This is a genomic window from Pseudoalteromonas rubra (genome assembly GCF_004212645.1).
Lineage (GTDB): Bacteria > Pseudomonadota > Gammaproteobacteria > Enterobacterales > Alteromonadaceae > Pseudoalteromonas > Pseudoalteromonas rubra_G.
Window position 1 is genome coordinate 1 of the sequence record NZ_PPUZ01000014.1, and the last position, 19,132, is coordinate 19,132.

General features: G+C 48.1%; 18 protein-coding genes and 1 pseudogene. 16 read left to right on the forward strand and 3 right to left on the reverse strand.

From position 1 onward, the window contains the following. A pseudogene (locus C3B51_RS05485) lies at positions 1 to 422 on the reverse strand (transposase); the annotation flags it as partial. A 177-nt stretch (positions 423 to 599) separates the two neighbouring features. Between C3B51_RS05485 and C3B51_RS24160 the strand changes: the two are divergent. From C3B51_RS24160 to C3B51_RS05505, 3 genes are all read left to right on the forward strand, one after another. After that, the gene (locus tag C3B51_RS24160) at positions 600 to 695 is read left to right on the forward strand and encodes a helix-turn-helix domain-containing protein (protein ID WP_430929834.1); all 96 of its coding nucleotides are present in this window, start codon (positions 600 to 602) and stop codon (positions 693 to 695) included. Positions 696 to 784: 89 nt separating this feature from the next. Beyond that, positions 785 to 1,825, forward strand: coding sequence for a phosphoribosyltransferase-like protein (locus C3B51_RS05500; RefSeq protein WP_130244428.1), 1,041 nt, complete (start codon positions 785 to 787; stop codon positions 1,823 to 1,825). Then, positions 1,815 to 2,438 (forward strand): NADAR family protein, encoded by a 624-nt coding sequence (locus C3B51_RS05505; RefSeq protein WP_130244429.1) that lies wholly within the window; start codon positions 1,815 to 1,817, stop codon positions 2,436 to 2,438. Before C3B51_RS05500 ends, C3B51_RS05505 begins: the two co-directional genes overlap by 11 nt. A 488-nt stretch (positions 2,439 to 2,926) precedes the next feature. Here the strand turns inward: C3B51_RS05505 and C3B51_RS05510 are convergent, their stop codons facing one another. Beyond that, the gene (locus C3B51_RS05510) at positions 2,927 to 3,649 is read right to left on the reverse strand and encodes a hypothetical protein (protein WP_130244430.1); all 723 of its coding nucleotides are present in this window, start codon (positions 3,647 to 3,649) and stop codon (positions 2,927 to 2,929) included. A 482-nt stretch (positions 3,650 to 4,131) separates the two neighbouring features. Between C3B51_RS05510 and C3B51_RS05515 the strand changes: the two genes are divergently transcribed. From C3B51_RS05515 to C3B51_RS05570, 12 genes are all read left to right on the forward strand, one after another. Then, positions 4,132 to 4,914: a sporulation protein gene (locus C3B51_RS05515; RefSeq protein WP_125716984.1), complete on the forward strand. Its 783-nt coding sequence runs from the start codon at positions 4,132 to 4,134 to the stop codon at positions 4,912 to 4,914. Positions 4,915 to 5,183: 269 nt separating this feature from the next. After that, positions 5,184 to 6,128 (forward strand): CHAD domain-containing protein, encoded by a 945-nt coding sequence (locus tag C3B51_RS05520; RefSeq protein WP_130244431.1) that lies wholly within the window; start codon positions 5,184 to 5,186, stop codon positions 6,126 to 6,128. 24 nt (positions 6,129 to 6,152) lie between these two features. Then, complete coding sequence (locus C3B51_RS05525) at positions 6,153 to 7,052, forward strand: DUF350 domain-containing protein (protein ID WP_046004858.1); 900 nt, start codon at positions 6,153 to 6,155, stop codon at positions 7,050 to 7,052. A 9-nt stretch (positions 7,053 to 7,061) separates the two neighbouring features. Continuing rightward, positions 7,062 to 8,792: a polyamine aminopropyltransferase gene (locus C3B51_RS05530; protein WP_165389115.1), complete on the forward strand. Its 1,731-nt coding sequence runs from the start codon at positions 7,062 to 7,064 to the stop codon at positions 8,790 to 8,792. 80 nt (positions 8,793 to 8,872) lie between these two features. Further along, entirely contained in the window at positions 8,873 to 9,286 is a 414-nt protein-coding gene (locus tag C3B51_RS05535) for a DUF2170 family protein (protein WP_046004856.1), read from the forward strand. A gap of 15 nt (positions 9,287 to 9,301) precedes the next feature. Next, entirely contained in the window at positions 9,302 to 9,991 is a 690-nt protein-coding gene (locus C3B51_RS05540; RefSeq protein ID WP_046004855.1) for a PspA/IM30 family protein, read from the forward strand. 70 nt (positions 9,992 to 10,061) lie between these two features. After that, a complete protein-coding gene (locus tag C3B51_RS05545) occupies positions 10,062 to 10,700 on the forward strand; it encodes a DUF4178 domain-containing protein (RefSeq protein WP_130244433.1) in 639 nt (212 codons plus the stop codon). A 53-nt stretch (positions 10,701 to 10,753) separates the two neighbouring features. Further along, positions 10,754 to 11,023 carry a hypothetical protein gene (locus tag C3B51_RS05550; protein WP_425331656.1) on the forward strand — a complete coding sequence of 90 codons (270 nt, stop codon included), beginning with the start codon at positions 10,754 to 10,756 and terminating at the stop codon, positions 11,021 to 11,023. A 505-nt stretch (positions 11,024 to 11,528) separates the two neighbouring features. Continuing rightward, a complete protein-coding gene (locus tag C3B51_RS05555) occupies positions 11,529 to 13,439 on the forward strand; it encodes a flavin monoamine oxidase family protein (RefSeq protein WP_125716990.1) in 1,911 nt (636 codons plus the stop codon). Between the two features lie 297 nt (positions 13,440 to 13,736). After that, positions 13,737 to 14,801 (forward strand): efflux RND transporter periplasmic adaptor subunit, encoded by a 1,065-nt coding sequence (locus C3B51_RS05560; RefSeq protein ID WP_240650355.1) that lies wholly within the window; start codon positions 13,737 to 13,739, stop codon positions 14,799 to 14,801. Then, positions 14,798 to 17,854 carry an efflux RND transporter permease subunit gene (locus tag C3B51_RS05565; RefSeq protein WP_130244434.1) on the forward strand — a complete coding sequence of 1,019 codons (3,057 nt, stop codon included), beginning with the start codon at positions 14,798 to 14,800 and terminating at the stop codon, positions 17,852 to 17,854. Before C3B51_RS05560 ends, C3B51_RS05565 begins: the two co-directional genes overlap by 4 nt. Positions 17,855 to 18,010: 156 nt before the next feature. Further along, on the forward strand, positions 18,011 to 18,496 hold the full coding sequence (locus C3B51_RS05570) for a DUF3016 domain-containing protein (RefSeq protein WP_130244435.1): 486 nt from the start codon (positions 18,011 to 18,013) through the stop codon (positions 18,494 to 18,496). Positions 18,497 to 18,544: 48 nt separating this feature from the next. Here the strand turns inward: C3B51_RS05570 and C3B51_RS05575 are convergent, their stop codons facing one another. After that, positions 18,545 to 18,838: a prephenate dehydrogenase gene (locus C3B51_RS05575; RefSeq protein WP_125716993.1), complete on the reverse strand. Its 294-nt coding sequence runs from the start codon at positions 18,836 to 18,838 to the stop codon at positions 18,545 to 18,547. 72 nt (positions 18,839 to 18,910) lie between these two features. On the opposite strand from C3B51_RS05575, the gene C3B51_RS05580 reads away from it, so the two are divergent. Next, on the forward strand, positions 18,911 to 19,108 hold the full coding sequence (locus C3B51_RS05580; protein WP_125716994.1) for a hypothetical protein: 198 nt from the start codon (positions 18,911 to 18,913) through the stop codon (positions 19,106 to 19,108). Positions 19,109 to 19,132: the final 24 nt, after the last annotated feature.

A 19,132-nucleotide genomic window follows, 5' to 3' on the forward strand; every position in this document is an offset into this window, starting at 1 on the left:
CATCTCCGCATCTATTACCTGCCCTGGCCGCTTACACCAATCGTAGTAAGCACTGGAGCTGACTCCCATAACCCGGCAAAGTATAAGCGTTGGATACTCGTCAGATTGAACTTGAATGAATTGATACTTTACTTCATCTCTTTCGCAAAGAAGGCGCTGGCCTTTTTTAAAATATCTTTTTCTATTCTCAGTTGTTTTACTTCTTTGCGAAGTGCTAAAAGCTCTTCTCGTTCGGAGTTAACCAATTTGTGCCCAGCCTGTTCTTGTTCTATATGTTCCTTCCACTTGTAAAGCAAACTGGTACTAACGCCTACGGCTTCTGCGGCTTGAGCTACTGTATAACCTTGTTCACTGACTAAGGCGACAGCCTCTTCTTTAAATTCTTTAGGGTATGATTTGTATTGTCGTTTTTGCTTTGTCATGGATACCTCGATGTTTGACGTTATTGTCTCTTATCAATGTGTCCGGATCTATTAAACCACTACAGTTGCTAGTTTTGAACGTCAATTACTACTGGAGCGGCAAGCTGAAGGTATTGCGGTTGCAAGAGCTAAAGGTAAATACAAAGGTCGTCAATCAATGACAATAAGCTTGAGCTGATTCGAAGGTTAAGTGCAAAAGGAAGAGCAAAAAAGGACATAGCGCGGTTAACAGAGACAAGTTTATCCACTGTCTATCGGTCTCTAAAGTCATGAAGCTATTACTATGATATCTAAACAATTCCTTGGTTGGTGTGTTTGTGTGCATTACAATTGGTGGTATACGAATTATGGATTTTTTATATATGACAACGCAGCAACCAACGCCTGTTACTGAGCAGACACTAATTCAAGACATTTCCGCTATTATCTCTCAATATCGTTTCGGTTCACTCGCTATTGCTTATGACGATGCTCATGTGACTAGATGGATAAATCAGTTTGCTCCTGATGAACGTATGATCGTGCTGGAGGAAACAAAGAGGCTTCTTAGACAGGGGTATTTAAGTGAGTCAACGTTTGACTCATTTTTAGACACATTAAAACCATATTTTGAGAACCGTCGGGGAACTGCTTGGAATAATGTGTCTTTACTTAATATCCAACAAAATGGCAGTAGCCAAAATGTAATGGTGAACAAGTTGTCTGCGCGCATATATGAACAATATGCTTTGACTACCAAGATTGACGATATGAGTGCGAATGTGTTCATTTACCTTGATGATTTTATCTTCTCTGGTAATCGTGTTTTGAGAGATACAAGAGACTGGATAGCAAACTCTGCACCACAAAGCTGTTCACTGGTAATTACCACTATTGGTCACTTCAATTATGGTCAGTACTATGTTCAGAGAAAATTGAATGAAGCGATTGCGGAATCGGGTAAAAATATTCAGCTTAACTTTTTAAAGTTTCGACGTTCTGACAGTAAGGAAAATAGATTCTATCAAAAGGATAATGCAGATGTATTTTGGCCGATGGAAAGTGCGAGCCATATTGCTGGAGTTACGGAGTTCTTAGCAGTACAATCACGACAGTTTTCGTATCGCGCTCCCTCCAAACTATCGAATACAACGTTCTCTTCTTCAAGAAGGGAAACTTATGAAAACATAATTTTGAAGTATGGGCTGCAAATAATTGGGTATTCACAAGACCCTTCGCGAGTATTGAAACCATTGGGTTTTGATACATTTGAAGGCCTTGGCTTCGGTGCAACAATTTTTACCTATAGAAATTGCCCTAACAACTGTCCACTGGTATTTTGGTGGGGAGACCCGTCAGCTCCAGCCGGTACAACTCTTTCGCGCTGGTACCCTCTATTACAAAGAGAGGCTTATGCAAGATAAACAGCTTCGCCAATATGATATAAGGAACGCAGCTGCATTTCGGAGAACTAGAGAGAAGTGGGGAAGGCTGTCTAATATGGCAGCCGGATTTCCACTATGTGTAAATGACATTGCTATTCAAAGCTCTGAGGTTTTATATCAAGCTTGTCGATTCCCTCATAACCCAGATATTCAGCAATTAGTTTTGAGTAATACCAATCCGATGGACGCCAAAAAGGTTGCTCGATCTTATGACGGAATGACAAGAAGTGATTGGGAACTGAGCCGAGTTCTTTTTATGAAATGGTGCCTAAGAGTAAAGCTTGCTCAGAATTGGGATAATTTCTCTACTGAGCTTCTTGCTACTGGGGATATGCCAATTGTAGAAATTTCCTCTAAAGATGCCTTTTGGGGAGCTAAACCCGATGGTGGTTCGTTATGTACTGGTGCCAATGTTTTAGGACGTTTACTTATGCAACTTCGTGAGCAGATTAAATCTAATAGCGCAGAGCGACTTTGGGTGGTTCCTCCTTTAAATGTCGATCATTTTCTATTGTTAAATCAACCAATTCAGATTGTTTGTAAGAGTCAAAGTGTCAAGGCAAAGGAACCGGAGCAGCGGCAGATGTTTTGACATGTCGATTCATTAACTTGTTAAATGGCTATATCCTTGTGACAAACAGAAAACCCACCCCAGAGCATGTCTTTTAGGGGGATTTTGACAAGGGTTTCTCAAAGGGTCAGACCCTAGTGACGATACCTACCAGATAATGCGCTCAACACGTTGGTTGTAGTATTCTTTTCGCTACTGTAACTCATTACCACGGGAGTCGTAGCCGCAGGTCATGGTGCGTGCTGCCTCGCTTATGCTCAAGAATAGCTACCGCTGTATTATGAAGAGCTAATGTAGACATTGCGCTAATCTAAACAAGCTGACGCAAGACCTGATAGAAGCTACCTAGAGAAGTAAAGAAAAGGCCAATGAAATACTCTACAAAGACATATGCCAGCCAGCTTAACTGACTGGTATCAGGCATCCGCCCGGTTTTTACATTTCAGGTAGCGCAAAATTGGCAAGCTTGTGAGGGCTTAATAACCCCGATTTTGGCGTTTATAAGCGTCTTATTCAGAGGCGGCAAAGTTGTGGGCCTTACGACTCAATTGCTGAGTAATATTATCTTGTAACTTCATCCAGTTACTTTCATATCCCCAGGTACTTTTAAAGTTGTCATCGCTCTTTGAACTGTCCAGCATATCTTTTAGATCAAAGATCTGCGAAAAATTTTCCGCGTTTACATCGTACTGAGCCCAGCCGCGAACTTCCATATCAATATACTTTAAATAGCTGGATTTAAACTCATTCGCCGCGCTAACAAACTCATCGTTTTCATTTAATCTTTGCTCTACCGATGTTCGCTCGTCGTCCGTCAAAGCGCCCGTCACCTGCAACTCGCCAGACTCGCCAACAGAAATGCCCCAGTGCTTATTTGCCAGCTGCGGTAGTTGCACGTTTAGTTCAGACATAATCTGGTCGAATTGCTTTGTCATTCGTTCCACTGACTGAGAAAGTGCGCCGCCGGGTGTGTACAGGTGAGCGGTTGCAAGTGCGATATCATCTAACGCCTCATCCACCGTTTTTGTGACCACGACCTCGTCTGAGGATATTGAAATGGGTCGCGAGTAAGTGGGGGCAGGATCTTTGCCTGCGTTTTTATGATAAACGTCGGCAATTAACCCTTTGTCATTTGACTGTTCGGTACGATTGCTTTGTGGTAACGCTTGCGTCTTTTGAGCGGGAGCCGTGGTTGGTTGTATCAAGCCACCACCTTGAGTGCCAATTTGCATACTTTTTCCTTGTATGTTTCAACCTTTACTTGTTATCGACACGGTAAGTATTCTCTTGAGTATATTCAACCAAAGCATCAAAAAGACAAGCGAGAAAGTTACGTTCAATACATAAACTCAGCCACTGAGGAACAATTGGTTGGCTCTACTGATGCTAGAGACAATGCAGACTCTGAATGTGCGATATCTCTGCTTCATTGGGTATAAATAGATTTAATCGACATAACGCAAATATAAATTAATTTATATTCCGGGCGTGAAAGAAAAGTGTGATGTTTATTTCTCACCTTAATAGCTGATAAATTCATCCGATTTTACGGCTGAAGTGTGACTTCAATAGAAATTGATGATTTTGATAAGAGTGGCTGATTTTACAGTCAAAAACCTGAAACAAAATGTCGGTTGACGCGCCAATGTGCTTTTTTATAATCGACGCCGAAACCCCTCACTGATAGAGGGAGGCAAAATCAATAAGGATGACTATGTCTTTTTTCAAAAAAGCACTTGGCGCGGTGGGTATTGGCGCAGCAAAAGTAGACACACTGTTAGATTATCATCAATTTGCACCCGGTGAAGAAATTTCCGGCACCGTCAAAATCAATGGTGGCAAGGTTGCTCAGGAGATCAACAAAATCGATCTTAAAGTGATGTGTACTTACACCGTTGAAAGAGAAAACAGCGAAGGTGAATCGGAAACCGTCACTAAGCAGCACACGCTGGCCAAGTTTCGCATTAACGAGCGTTTTACCATTGAGCCCGGTGATGAAAAACATATTCCTTTCGCATTCGATTTAGACTTGGAAACGCCGATCACGGTGGGTGAGTCGCAAACCTGGATTGCCACTAACCTGGATATCGATATGGCCCTGGATAAGTCTGATCGCGACTACATTCGGGTGGTGCCTACCGAGTTGCAGCAGGCTGTGATTGATGCGATGGAAGAGCTGGGCTTTAAACTGTATGAGTCTGATTGTGAAGGGATAGAAGAAGCGTCTTTTTCACGTCTGCCATTTGTCCAGGAGTTAGAGTTTAAAACCATTGCTGGTGAGTTCCATGGTCGCTTTGATGAGGTTGAGCTGGTGTTTTTCAACCGCGGAGAACAGCTTGAAGTGATTTTTGAAATTGACCGTAAGGCCCGTGGCCTGCGTGGTTTCTTTGCCGAAGCACTCGACCTGGATGAGTCAAAAGCCCGCCTGGTGGTCGATGAAGATAACCTTGAAGACTTGGAAGACTTGATCTTCGAGCTGCTTGAAGATAACTGTTAAAGCCTTGCCAATTTGAGTCGGCCGCGTGGACTTCACAGTAATGCGGCTGATTCCGAATAATATACTGATATTAAATGAGTTAAATTCTGATTTGGCACGACTTTAAGTGTGAATGTCTTTGCCAGAGCCGTTTTAAGTGAGCGATTATCGTGGTCAGTGATGTGATGTAGAAATTACGGCAAGCACCAATGAATGTTGCTTGGTTATCCATCGCAATTATGTAGAATAGAAAACCTCAATTCGTAGCAAGGTAGACTAGGTGACAATGAATGTCCGATTTTAAAGTTTGGAAACTGATAAGTCTGCTCTGTGTCATGGCATTAATGCTGGGGTGTGAATCGAAAGAAGAACGCATACAGCAGACCATTGCCCACACGCAGCAGGATGCCTCCCGAGCCATTAACGCATTGGGCGATGCCCTGGATAAAAACCAGGTGCGCAATGCAAACCTCTTAACTGAGTACGCCAATGTACTGAGCCAACAAAACCCGCAACTAAGTAATATTGCTCAGCTGATAGCACAGGATGCAACCAGCAACGGTCCGTTATATCAAAGTCTGCTGAGCCGCTATCAGGCATTAAAGTCGCCTCAGCCAGGTATGAGCAGTGATGACATCATTGAACAAGCCGTGCTGCTCAAAGAGGCCGCTTCTGTGAGTTTATTCAATGACGCGCTGACCGATCCCATTAACGTGCTGGCCGACATGTCTAACGGCACGCTGGCCCGGGTTGGGGCGGTCAGTCAGTCGGCTGAGCAGGCGGCCAATAATGGTCAACCTGCGCTCGGTAACCAGCTGGTTGGCAATGCCAACTATGGTGAATGGCAAACCAACTCCAATGGCACCAGCTTCTGGATGTGGTATGGCATGTACCGGATGCTGGGCGATCTGGTTGGGGACATCGAATATGGCAGCTGGAGCAAGCGCCGCAAATACAGCTATTACAGCGATTATGGACGCAAACGCTATACCAGCTATCAGGGTTATAAGCGCCAGAATGCCATTGAACAGCGTACCCGGCAGTCTTACCAGCGCCAGGGCCGACAATTTACCAGTCCGTATTCAAAAAGAAAGGCAGGCGCGTCCGGCTTAAGTCGGGCCAGTCATACCCCATCGTCAATATCGCGAAGCAGCTACTCGAGAGCCAAATCGAGCTCGGGCTCAATTCGCAATAGTTCAAACCGGACCTCTCGCGGCGTGAGCCGGGGCAAGTAGCGCATCAGATAGCGGAGTTTAAACATGTATCAATTTAACGGATTAACCGTCTGGACATTACAGGCACTTCTCATCGATATGGCGGTCATCATTGCCCTGTTTGTGAGTTTAAAATATATCAAAGGGTGGGTGTCTAACCTGCACGCCAATGACGAAATTACCGAAAGAGACAACTTTGCCTTTGGCCTGAGCTTTGCTGGCGGCCTCACCGGCCTGGCCATTGTACTGACTGGGATCACCAGTGGCGCTTTTGCCAGCACGCTGACTCAGGAAGCACTGCAAATGGCGGGCTATGGTGTGGTGGGTATTGTGCTGATCAAGCTGGGTCATTTCTTTCAGGACAAAGTCGCGCTGCGCAAAGTAGACCTGCACAGTGAAATCATTAAGGGCAACATTACCTCGGCATTAATTGACTTTGGCCATGTGGTCAGCGTCGCGATTGTGATCCGCTCGGCGTTACTCTGGGTGCTGACCGAGGGTTGGTATGGTCTGCCGATTGTTGCCATCGCCTTTGTCATCGGTAATATCTGTATGTTATTGGTGAGCCAGTACCGAGTGCAGCTGTTCAAGCGGACTAATCGTAACGGCGACTGTTTGCAGCAGGCTATTTTAGATAATAATGTGGCTGTGGGTATTCGTTATGCTGGATTCCTGATTGGTGCGGCACTGGCCCTGACTGCAGCTTCCGGCCTGGCACCTTATGTGGCCGATAACATGACCAGCAGTTTAATCTACTGGAGTGTGGCGGCGCTGGGCAGCATTGTGTTATTTACTTTGCTGCACCTGGTCATGATCAAAGTCATTCTTGCGGGTACCGACATTTCTGATGAGGTCAATCGGCAGAAAAACATCGGTGTGGCGACCATTTCCGCGGCGGTGTCGTTTGCCGTGGGCGTGACGATGGCAACCCTGTTAGGTGCATAATTCTTGAGTGTGTCTGTTCCCCCTAATCAGCCAAAAGTGACCGGCAGTTTATCGCTGCTGGGTCACGATGTTTTACTGATCGGCGTGATGGCCATTCTGGCTGGCTGCGGCCTGATCTACGAGTACTTACTTTCTCACTATGCCGGGCGAGTGCTTGGCTCAGTGGAAAGCGCCATTTATGCCATGATAGGCACTATGATAGTAGCCATGGGGATAGGTGCGTTTCTGGCGCGCTGGTTTAAGGATCCCTTTACGGCCTTTGCCTGGCTGGAAAGCGTGATTGCGTTGCTGGGCATGAGCAGTATTTTGATCATCGCCAGTATCATAGCGCTGACCTACACCTTACCGCACACCTTATCCAGCCACTATAATCTGCCCCCAGACAGCCTGCTTGACGGCATGCCGTTTCAGCAGCTTCAGGATTTTGCCCGGTTTTTGCCCTATATATTCGGGCTTATTTTGGGGATCCTGATTGGCATGGAGATCCCCTTAATTGCCCGTATTCGCCAGCAGGTGTATGGCCGTTTTCTGGAGAATAATGCCGGTACTATTTATGGGGCTGACTACATTGGCGCCGGTGTCGGGGCTGCGATTTGGGTGATGATCATGCTGGCTTTGCCGATTATGCAGGCCGCAGCCTGGACGGCTTTATTCAATATCGTTGCCGGGCTGATCTTCTTATGGCGCTATTTTAGCTATGTGCGCTTTGCCAAACTCCTGCTGGCCTGCCACATCCTGTTATTAGGGGTATTTGCCGTTATCTTGGTGCACGGCAGTGGCTGGATGAAAGATCTCAGCAATGTGTTGTATAAAGACAAGGTCATTTACTCTGAATCAACCAAGTATCAGCATGTGGTGATCACCGAGCGGCTCAGTCGCACGCAGGCCACGCCCATACATGATTTATTTTTAAATGGCCGCTTACAGTTCTCATCGGCAGATGAGCAAATCTATCACACTATGCTGGTGTATCCGCCTATGCTGGCATCAAACCGGCACGACAGGGTGCTGATCATCGGTGGCGGAGATGGGCTGGCATTGCGCGACGTGCTTAAGTGGCCGGTGCAAAGCGCTACTTTGATTGACCTGGACGGCCAGCTATTGTCGCTGTTTGGTTTACAGGGGCAAGGGTTTGAGGCGCGCCCGGAGATCACAACTAAACTAGTGCAGCTGAATCACAACGCGCTGAACGACCCAAGGGCAGAGGTGATAGTCGCAGATGCCTTTTTAGAAGTTGAGCGCATGCTGGACCGTGGTCTGCAATTCGATACCATCATCATTGACCTGCCTGATCCTAACCATCCGGATCTGAATAAATTGTACAGTGATTATTTTTATAATCATGTCAGGCAATTACTGGCACCAGATGGTGCATTGGCTATCCAGTCAACCTCGCCCTATCATGCTAAAAGCGCCTTTATCAGTATTGCAAAAACCGTTAAGCAGGCGGGCTTTGCCCACGTTGAACAGTATCAGCAAAATATACCATCCTTTGGTCAGTGGGGATGGACCATAGCGACGCGTACTGGTCAGCCTGCCAGCGCCAGAATTGCATCCGTTGAGGGGCTGCCGGTGGCGAGTAACTGGATCAGTAAAAACTATTTACTGTCTTCTTTTGTCTTTCCTAACCGCTTTTTCGACAAGAATAAAGAGATTGAGGTCAACCGGTTAGGCTCAGGTATGCTGTACGATTATTACCGTCAGGCATGGCAAACCGAAGATGAGCTATATAAAAATTAACGCAACAGTGTTGACATATTATGTCGCACATGCAAATCTTAACTCAGACATAATATGTCAAAACCAAAAGGTAAAGAAAGATGGAATTAAATGAGTTATCAATCAAATTGGCATCGTTTGAAACAGAAGGTGCTAACTTCGAATCCTTTCTGATCTCCAATGAGGGTGAGCAGGATGTATTACAAGTGATTGTTGAGGGAAATGACGAATTACCGATTTTTGTAACTCAGACAGAAGAGCAACTGGTATGTATCAGTTATCTGTTCAACGAGAATGAAGTGAAACCTGAGTTACTGAATGAGTTAAACGAAGCATTGTTAAAACTCAATGTGCCGATCCCGTTGAGTGCGTTTGCTAAAATTGATGAACAGTACGCTATCTTTGGCGCGCTGGCTGTTTCCTCCTCCATCGATGAGATAACGCACGAACTGGTCACGCTGGCAGACAATGCCATCGAAGCGCTGGATGCTGTGACTGTGTACTTAAAAGATTAATAGTGGAGAAGTGAGATGAGTATTTTAAAAAAATTATTTACTGCTGTGCGTGGCGGTGCCCGTGAAGTGGGTGAGTCGATTGTTGATGCCAATGGCATCCGTATTTTTGAGCAGGAAATTGCTGACGCAAAAAATGCTCTGGCGAAAGCGAAAAAGAGCCTGACTGAAGTAATGGCGAAAGAAATGCAAACCAAACGCAAACTGGCGGCGCTGGACGAGAGCATTGCCGAGCATGAAGAGTATGCAGGTCAGGCATTGCAACAGGGCAACGAAGCGCTGGCGGTCGAAATTGCGGAAAAAATTGGTGAGTTTGAAACTGAGAAAGAAGAGCATCAGCAAGTGCTTAACGGCTTTACCAAGCACGTTATTTTGCTTAAGCAGCAAGTGAAAGACGCAGAAAAGTCGATTAAAGAAAATCAGCGTCAACTGACCATGGTGAAAACCACCGAAAGCGTGCAAAAGGCCACGATGGCGGTTAACAGTACACTGAACACCAACGAATCGTCTATGGTCAACGCACGTCAGTCACTGGAGCGCATTAAGCAGCGTCAGTTGGACAGACAAGACCAGCTGGCGGCCGCCAAAGAGTTGGAAGCGGCTGAAAGCGGTGCCGATCTGAAAGCAAAAATGGCTGAAGCGGGCATTGGTACAACGCAAAAGAGCAATGACATTCTGGATCGCATTAAGGCAAAACAAGCTAAATAATCGAGTTTGTTTTTTAAAAAAGGAGGCCTGGCCTCCTTTTTTGCCTGCTCTAATTGATGAAAGGTGAGTTATGTTTAGTTTTTTTAAATCTAAGAAAGCGCCAGAGCGCCAGCTCAATCATGCCCGTGATTTACGCGTAGGTGATATGCTGAGTGTGATTGATTCGTTTGCTTATCCAGACTGGTTAAAAGGTCAGACCCTGAAGGTGGTCGCGGTGCAAACCTATCAATATCAGCGCAGTGCTGAATATGAATTTGTGCTGGAGTCTGAATCGGGCAAGGTGGTGTTTTTACAGATTGAGCAGGATGACGGCGAAGAGTTTGCGAACTTCTCAGTGAAGATTCAGCGCGATGATGTGGACGCCATTTTTACCCTGGACGAGTTTGCCCGGATCTTCGATGAAGAATCTCTGACCCGGATTGAAACACAGGCAAAGCCTGCTGAGTTCGAGCGCTTTTTGGGGCAGAGCTACCAGCAAAGTGAAGCGCCGTATGTTGCTTATTACCATGAGCAGGATTACCGCGAACGCACATTACCACGATATCAGGATGAAAGCGGGGACGTGTGCGAGGTGATTGAGCTGGTTTCACCCGATGAAAAACACAGCATTAATATTGAAGTCTGGGACGGCGGAGAGACGGAAGTGTCTTTAACGCTGACGCGACCGCTGAGTGATATTGTCGACTTGTTTCCCGGAGCCGGCGAGTGACTGATAAACAAGCGAAATGGCAGCGTCAGGAAAGGGCGCTGCGGGCGACTCAAATGGCGTTTGACCTAACCACAGAAGTGCAGAAAAGCCTGAAAAAACAGGCCATAGACGAAGAGTTAACGCCGTCGGATATGATCCGCAAAATCCTCGATTTAGAAGTCAAATCGAAAAAAACCCGACAACGTTTGTCATTCAATCTTACAGACGAAGAAATTGCCCTGCTGGCGCAACGCTTTGGTGTAGACCCCACCGACAAGCGCGCGGTTAAGCAGCAGGTCGCCAGCTTATTGATCAATCGCTACACAGACGCGCAGGGCTCTTAGCTGATGCGCGCCTGCACTGGATATCTCAAGCCAGTGGTTTGATGGCCCTTTGAAAAGCCGCTACCAGAGCACATAGCACCACACCGACAAACGGCAGGACCGCTCCACTCACAGCAAAGCGGCCTTATCTGCTATCCAAGCTCACTCCGATCTCCCTGATCAGACTCACCACCACAATAGCAAAAATCTGCGTATTACCAGGCGCCAGATATGCGTGAATGCTGCTCAATTTGCCACAACGCGCCAGCATGATGTCGTAACAATCCACCTGTATAGATATTTACCTGAGCAGCAGGCAAAGCTGGGCAGACTGGACTAGAGTTACTAAGCCGCGTATCGCAGTTGGGCTTATCGTTTAAATAAGCCTATGACACGGGTCGTCAACCTTACTGGAGTCTGCAGGTAGTAGGGATAAATTATTTTCCAAACCACCAGGCCGGCTCTGACTATCGTGTTATAGCAAGCTATGAGCTGGCATGGAGGCGGTGTTTTTAAGGAGCAACTCATGGCAGAACACCAATCACGCGCACGCTTTTTTCAGCAGCATCCCAAAGCCCGGGCCCACGCCGCACTGGATCATGCAACCAATCAGCAACTCAAAGTTACACCGGGGCCCGTCACACTGACCAAGAATAAATACCAAGGCAAAAAGGCCGTGATCATCGGGGCCGGTGTGTCCGGCCTGACGGCCGCCTATGAGTTGTTAGCGCAGCAGTCGGGGATGGAAGTCACTGTGCTCGAAGCGCAAAACCGCACCGGGGGGCGCTGCTTGAGCCTGCGCACCGGCGATACCTTAATTGAAGATGTCGACAGCGATTTATTTAATTCTAAGCCTGGTCAGCCTCAGGTGGTGCGCTTTGACCGGCCACAAGGGGATGCAGAGCCGTATTTGAATGCAGGTCCTGGCCGTATTCCCTCGAGTCATAAACGCCTGCTGTCATACCTGAAGCAGTTCAGCGTGGATGTTGAAGTTTATGTGATGAACAGTGAGTCCAACCTGGTACAGATGTCGGATAGTTTTGCTGGGTTACCGCTGGTGTATCGTCGTTTAGATCACAATACCCGGGGCTGGCTTGCTCAAATGGTGTTTGAGAATGCCGAGCAGCTGATCAAAACCACAGAATGTGGTGTGACGGATCGGGATGTACAAAGTCGCGCCGAGCAACTTAAAGAGTTAATGATCAGTTTTGGCGAGCTGGTACCCAGCGGCCCCAATGTCGGCAAATACGTTGTGACGGCCGGTGAAGATGGACTGGAGAATGGTCGCTCGCGGGCAGGTTACACTGAGCTGCCCGGCGTAGATGCAGGGACAATTGCAGAGCCGCTGAGCTTCGACAGCCTGCTGGCGTCAGAGTTTTGGGATAAAACCCGCTTTTATCAGCCCGTTGACTTCCTCTGGCAGGCGACTTTGTTCCAGCCTGTTGGTGGGATGGACCAGGTACAACACGCGTTTGCGCAGCATGTCGCTGAGCTGGGCGGCACCATCTTACTCAACAGCCCGGTAAAACGCATTGACTGGGATGCATCACGCCAGCAGTTCGCAATCTCCATTGCGAAACTGGGCACCGAGGACCTGGATGTGGTGTATGCTGATTATTGTTTTTGTAATCTGGCTATTCCTTTTTTAAAAGAGATCCTGTCAGAGGCGCTGCAGGACCCGAACAGCCAGGTCGGCCTCAACAGCGATTTCAAAGCGGCATTGCAGGCTGTGTATCAGTCTCAGTTTGTCGATGATCATGGTGGCTATAAGGCGAAATTCCTGGCCTGTACCACTAAGGTAGGCTGGCAGGCAGACCGTTACTTGTGGCAGGGTAGCCAAGTCCAGGAAGTCCATGATGATAGTGCTGATGTGGATGTTCTGAGTGTGCCAGATTCTGAAATTGGCGTGGTGCCCATTTTCGGCGGCATTTCCTGGACGGACAACGACATCACCCAGCTCTGGTATCCCTCCAACGCCTACCATGACCAAAAAGGCGTACTCACCGGAGCCTATAATTTCTCTGAAATTGCCTATGAATGGGGCAAGCTGCCAGTGCAGGCGCGTCTGGACAAAGCGCGGGAAGGGGCTAAGTTATTCGGTCAGGCGTTTGGCAACGGTCTGGAACATGGCCTGGCGATCGCCTGGCAAAATATGCCCTACATTAAAGGCGGTTGGGCACAGTGGCACGTGGTGGGCGATCAGGCGGTGCATCATTTTAATATGCTGGCACAGGGAAGCGCAGTCAAAGCAACAGATGGCAGCGAAACTCAGCCTAATTTCTTTATTGTGGGCGATCAGCTGTCCTCTTTACCCGGCTGGCAGGAAGGCGCCATTGCCGCGGCGCTTAATGCTCTGACCCGGATGGAGTGCCCACAAATGGCGATCCCGCATTTATCTTGTCTGCCAGATACGCGCCTGATAGTGGAAGGGGTTTAACCGCGATACCTGAGCGCATTCACGTGCGGCGAATACGCTCTAAGTTTGAACTTGCAGCAGTGGTTAGGGCAGTACCACTGCTTTTATGCAGTGATTAACCATAAAGATCTGATCGGCGGAACTATTCCTGGCATTTGTTGCCACATAACCGCAAAAGGCTGCTATTTTTAAAAGAGCTTTAAATTGCTTATGTGAATACGTCATTTTAGATGTTAGATCAGTCTCTTGCGTACAATTGATGTATTCAGTGCAGACACAATAACCAGTAAATTAAAAACCATACAGCGGTGATCACTTATGATAATAAAGCACTCCTTCCTGTTAGTCGTTATGGCGACTGTTTTGTCTGCGTGCTCTGAGCCACAGACGTCAGCCGAGAAAGCCCCCCAATTACGGCCAGTCAGAACCATTGAGCTCAGCGTGAATAATTTTGGGCCGCTGCAGGAGTTTCCGGCTGTGGTCGATGCAGCCAGCACCGCGGATCTGTCGTTTAAAGTGTCTGGAGAGCTGACCCACCTGAATGTGAAACAAGGTCAGGAAGTTAGCAAGGGTGATGTGATTGCAAAAATCGATGACACAGATTACAAACTGGCGCTGGAGGAAGCACAAGCGGCGTTTGAAAAAGCCGAAGCCGACTTTGAGCGAGGCAAGCAACTGATTGTCACCGGCACCATCAGTCAGTCGGATTATGACTTGCTTAAGTCGCAGTTTGCCAGTGCCAAAACCAAGTTAGCCAACGCCAGAAACAACCTTGATTATACGCAGCTGAGGGCATCTTTTTCCGGGATTGTTGCACGTACCCATGTGGAGCAGTTTGAGGAAGTGCAGGCCAAACAAGTGGTGGCAACCCTGCAGGACATAGAGCACATTAATCTGAAAGTGAATGTGCCGGAAAGCTTGATGATCCACGTTAGTAAAGATACGCCAAAGCAGGTGTTTGCGGAGTTTGCCGCAATTGAAGGCAAGCGCTTTGAACTCGAGTTTGTCGAGGTAAGTACCCAGGCCGACGAAGTCACAAAAACCTATGAGGTAACGCTGGGTATGTTGCCACCTCCGGGTTACAACATTTTACCGGGCATGACCGCCAAAGTGATGGCCAGTGCGCCCAGTGAAGCCCAGTCTCGCCTCTACCTGCCTTTGTCTGCGGTACTAAAAGATGATCAAGGCCACTACGTATGGACGGTGACATCAATTGGTGACGGTAAAGGTAAAATTGCGAAAACGCCGGTACAAATAGGAGAGGTGTCTTCGCTCGGGTTCCCGGTGATCTCCGGGGTGACAGCTGGCACGCACGTGGTCACGGCAGGCATGAGCAAAGTGACTGAAGAGCAGGTTGTGAAATTCCAGGGAGGTCGTGAGTGAACATCACCCGAATTGCATTAGAGAATAATCGCACCACCTGGGTTTTGATCTTTGCCTTACTGTTTTTCGGCATCGTGGCGTTTAACAAGATGCCCAAGGATTATGACCCGGGTTTTATCATCAGAACGGCACAGGTTGTGACTTACTTTCCCGGTGCAAGCCCGCAACGAGTTGAAGAGCTGGTCACGGACAAAATTGAAAAGGTCGTACAACAAATTCCGGAACTGGATTTTGTGAAAAGCACCTCGAAAACCGGAGTCTCAATCGTCAGTGTCAATATTAAAGAAAGCTACAAAGAAATGCGGCCCATCTGGGATAACCTGCGCCGTAAGATTGAAACCGTGGAAAGCGACCTGCCCAGCGATGCGCAAAAGCCCATAGTCAATGACGAGTTTGGCGATGTGTTTGGCGTGGTCATCGGACTGACTGCCGAGGGCTATACCTACCGCGAAATGGAAGAAGTGGCCGAGCAGGTCAGAGATGAGTTACTCAGGCTGCCAGAAGCGGCCAAAGTGGAGATCTTTGGTGCCCAGGAGCAGCGTGTTTTTATTGAGTTTGAAAATGCCAAGCTGGCATCTCTGGGCATTTCGCCGGGGCAACTCAAAGATCAGCTGGCCGCACGCAATATTGTTAACCCCGGCGGCTCCATTTTTATTGAAGATGAAACACTGGCGCTGGAGCCCAGTGGTAATTTTGAATCGGTGGAAGATATTGCCGGCACCATCATTAATATTGCCGGCTCAGAGCAGGTGATCCTGCTCAGTGATATTGCCAGGGTGTACCGTGATTATGTGGACCCGGCCAAAGTGAAGGTGCGAGTTGCGGATGAGCGCGGTATGACGATCGCCATTTCTATGCGTCAGGGGGGCAATAACCTGTTACTGGGTGAGCAGGTACTTGATGCCATTCATTATCTGGAGTCTGTGTATCCGATTGGTGTGGACTTTGAGTTACTGTCCTTTTTACCCCGAGAGGTTGAGCAAAAGGTGGATGATTTTGTCTCTAACCTGGTTCAGGCGGTGCTGGTGGTGACCCTGGTGATGCTATTTAGCTTAGGGCTGCGAACCGGTTTGATTGTGGCCAGCCTGATCCCCATGAGTATGGTGTTTGGCATACTGGCGATGTCGTTTTTTGACATTAGCATAGATCAGATCTCTCTGGCGGCACTGATCATCGCACTGGGCATGCTGGTGGATAACGGTATTGTGATGTCGGAAAGCATCATGGTGCAGATGGAGCGCGGCAAGTCGGCGGTTGATGCCGCCGTGGAGTCCGCGGATGAGCTGAAGGTGCCGCTACTGGTGTCATCGCTGACCACAGGTGCGGCGTTTTTGCCTATCTTTCTGGCAGAGTCCGCCACCGGGGAATATACCGCCTCTTTGTTTAAGGTTGTGACCATCACCTTGTTGTGTTCCTGGTTACTGGCAATGACCATGATCCCTATGCTGTGTGTGCTATTCACCCGGGTAAAATCTGAGGCTGCTAACTACGATGCAGGCGTGTATCTGGTTTATAAAAACATTCTGATGGGGCTTATCAAGCACCGCTGGCTGACCCTAGCCGGATGCGTGTTGATGTTTTTCCTGGCTTTACAGGGCTTGCAGCTGGTGCCTAAGTTGTTTTTCCCGCCCTCGGACCGGGATTACTTTAAGGTTGAGCTGGAGCTGCCGGTTGGCACGCGCCTGAGTGCCACCGAGGCCATGGTTAAGGATATGGAAGCCTTTTTACAGCGCGATTTAACGGTCAACGAGTCGCGTGACAAAGGCGTCACCAATTGGGTCACCTATGTGGGTAACGGAGGACCCAGATTCCTGCTGACCCATACCCCGGAGCCGACCAGTTCAAACTATGCTTTGATGATAGTGTCGACCACCTCCTATCGTCATATCGATGAACTGATGGCAAAAATTGAGACCTATGCGCTACAGCGCCATCCCGACTTACTGATTAAGCAACGAAAAATCGAAAATGGCTCACCGATAGACAACCCCGTTGAGGTACGTTTAACTGGCAGCGATATTGATGTGTTGACTGGGCTGGTCAATCAACTCAAAGCCCAAATGCGCAATACACCGGGATTGAAAGCGGTGAGTGATGACTGGGGCTTACCAATTAAGAAGCTGCAGATCAAAATTAACCAAACCCGCGCGCGCCGCGCCGGCGTATCCAGCAAAGACATTGCCAGTTCTTTGCAAACCGGGTTGAGCGGGCTGGAATTAACTCAGTACCGCGAGGGTGATGAGCTTATTCCGGTTACCCTGCGCTCGGTGGCCGCTGACAGACAGGATATTGGTAAGCTAGAAGCCATGGTGGTGTATTCACAGGCCTCGGGTAAATCGGTGCCACTGAAGCAGGTGGCGGATATTGAAGTGGTGTGGGAAAACGCGCAGATCCTCAGGCGAGACCGTCTCAAATCCGTGACTGTGGGCGCTCAGTTGGATGGTATCACTGCCGATGAAGGCTTTTCTAAGCTTAAGCCCTGGCTTGAGGAGCAACAAAAAACCTGGCCCTTTGGCTACAGTTATGAGCTGGGCGGCGAGGCTGAGTCTTCTGGCAAAGCCAATCAGTCTATCGCTGAGAAAATGCCCATTGCCATCTTCATTATTGTGATCCTGCTGGTTGGTCAGTTTAATTCACTGCGTAAACCGGCCATTGTCCTGACCACGGTACCACTGGGCTTTATCGGGGTGGTTGCCGGTTTGCTGGTCGGACAGTCATTTTTTGGCTTTATGACCTTGCTGGGGATCATCTCACTGGCGGGTATCGTGATTAACAACGCTATTGTGTTACTGGAGCGGATTAAATACGAACTGGATCAGGGCGACGATGAAGTACTGGCCATTATTCAGGCCGCTCAGCAGCGCATGCGACCTATTCTGCTTACGACCGCAACCACAGTGCTGGGACTGGTGCCGCTCTATCTGGGTGGGGGAGAAATGTGGGAACCCATGGCTTTGGCGATTATGGGTGGCCTGTTGTTTTCAACTATACTGACATTAGGCGTTGTGCCCGTCTTATATGCGTTGCTGTATCGCATTTCGGTGAAGTCGTAACACATGACTGATACCAATCCACCGAAGTCAGTGGATTGGTATCAAATTGTCGTTAAATGTTACCTTTCATTGCGTGTTCAGCAAAAAATGCACAGTATTTATGGGTTGATAGCTAATATTGACCACAGATGGGTTGGCAATCGTGAGGAGAACACCATGAAACTTTTACATGCAATAGCGTTGCTTTGCCTGAGTCCATTGGCTGCACAGGCCGGTGAAGCCAATGTTACCTGGCGCGATTTTAATGATTATCGTGATGTGGTGCCGGCCAATGAAAGTAAAGCGGGTTACCACAAACGGGTGGCCTCGCAGCTTGAAAAGCACCTGAGTAAGTTGATGACAGAGGCACCCGAGGGTTATCAGCTAAATATTACCTTTGATGATATCGACCTGGCGGGTGATGTACGCTTTAACATGCACGACATCCGGATCGTTAAGCCTATTTTCTTTCCGCGTCTGAAAATCAGCTACACGCTCACCGACAACAATGGTGCGGTTGTGGCGCAGGCGCAGGAGAAGGTGCTCAAAGATCTGTCGTTTATGGATCGGGTGAGAACCGGGCGAGACAGTGAGTTTTACTATGATAAACGGCTGTTAAGCACTTGGTATAAAGAAGAGATCGCAGACAAAGTGAAAGGGTAAGTGCGGCATTGCCGGGTTGGCTCACCCGGCTGTTGGCCTTGCTGCGCCCTATTTAAATGTGGCGAGTAACTGGATGAGCTGCTGCAGCTTAAAAACGGCTTTTTTAAGTTGTGCTTCATCTAGTTGCTCTGCCTGGCTGAGTGCTTCGACATCAGCCGCGACATCCAGCACATAAGGCTTGAAGCGTTTGGCTGCAAAATCAAAACCGGCGTCTTCCGCAAATAGTGCCTGGAATTTTCCGTAACCTTGTTGCTGCAGCTCGTCTAATTTTTTATCGGCATCAAGTGCTTGACGGTAAACAAGTTTTAGATTTTCGTTCAGCTTTTCGATAACGGATTGCATATTTTTCCTAAAGACTTACGGGAACTGGCCGATATTGTACTTGGATCCATCAATCTTGTCAGGTATAAGCTTATGAATATATCCGGAAGTAACCTACCTGCTATGGCTGGGACGGGGCAAAGCGGCGAAGTAATGAGCGCGCAGCTAGCCAAAAAACAGCAAAAAGCAGATGGACAAGCCGCCCTGGCCCTCATTGAGTCTGCTGGTAATACTGCACCAGCAAAGTCAACTACGGCCACTATGGGCAACAATATCAACGTTTACGTGTAAGCGCTGATAGATTGCGTCCAACTT